The organism is Oleiphilus sp. HI0125 (assembly GCF_001635355.1).
In genome coordinates, this window is the sequence record NZ_LWGF01000971.1 from 1 (window position 1) to 1,053 (window position 1,053).

The window sequence follows — 1,053 nt, forward strand, 5'->3', positions numbered from 1 at the left end:
TAATCGCAGCATTGCGCATGTCGTGAAAGATTTATTGTTGGCGCAAAGCAAACGTGTGACCTTTGCCGAGTCATGTACGGGCGGACTGATCAGCTCTATGCTGACCGAGCTTGATGGCGCTTCGGGCGTATTTGATGCTGGCTTTGTTACTTACTCCAATGAAATGAAGCAGAAGATGCTCGGCGTCGAAGAAGCGACATTAATTGCACATGGCGCGGTTAGCCAAGCGGTTGTAGAACAAATGCTATCAGGCGCCTTGGATCGAAGCGGCGCTGATTTAGGTGTCGCGGTATCAGGAATAGCTGGGCCTCAAGGTGGTACAACAGATAAACCTGTCGGTACTGTATGGGTGGCGTGGGGAAGTAAGAGTGAGATAAAGGCACACTGTTTCTACTTTCCAGTAGACAGAAAACGCTTTCAAATACTCGTTGCGGCCTTGGGTTTCGATCTATTGCGTCGTGAGCTGATGCAAGTCAATGAAGAAGCGGCATATTTCAAAGAACGTAGCTTAAAGAACAAGAATTAGTGCGCTGGAAATGAAAAATTATGGGCCGCGTAGATTTGCGACCCATAGGGCACGAGTTTAGTTACTTACTCGTATTTGCAAAGATAAGCAGTATCCGTCGGGACGACTAGATCGAAAGACTGATTTGCTTCAACTTCAAATGTTTGGCCATCTGTGAAGCTGACGAATTCGTCGCTACCAGGCAACTTAACTTGAAGCTCGCCAGCGACAACAGTCATGTATTCTTTTTGGCTTGTGCCGAAGGTGTATTCACCGGCAACCATTACACCTACTGTTGCAGGTAGATCTTTGCCTTCGAATGCGATTGATTTTACTTTGCCGTCAAAGTACTCATTAACTGATAACATGCTGATTCTCCAAAATTAACGCCAACTGCGCGAGCGCGAGTGGCCAAAAAACTGGCGCGTAGTATACGCGCAGCTTGCTCAAATGCCGAACAAAATTGACGAAACATGATGAATACAGAAACGATTATTGACCTGATACGACACGGAGAGCCTGAAGGTGGGCAAAAACTTCGTGGCACG

The 1,053-nt window shown here is 46.9% G+C and carries 2 protein-coding genes; one reads left to right on the top strand and one right to left on the bottom strand.

The window, feature by feature from the left end:
• Positions 1–526: CinA family protein (locus tag A3762_RS16525; protein WP_156493530.1), on the top strand; the 526-nt coding region annotated here is incomplete at its 5' end.
• A 65-nt stretch (positions 527–591) separates the two neighbouring features.
• On the opposite strand, the gene A3762_RS16530 is transcribed toward A3762_RS16525, so the two are convergent.
• The gene (locus A3762_RS16530) at positions 592–873 is read right to left on the bottom strand and encodes a pyrimidine/purine nucleoside phosphorylase (protein ID WP_068475960.1); all 282 of its coding nucleotides are present in this window, start codon (positions 871–873) and stop codon (positions 592–594) included.
• Positions 874–1,053 lie beyond the last annotated feature (180 nt).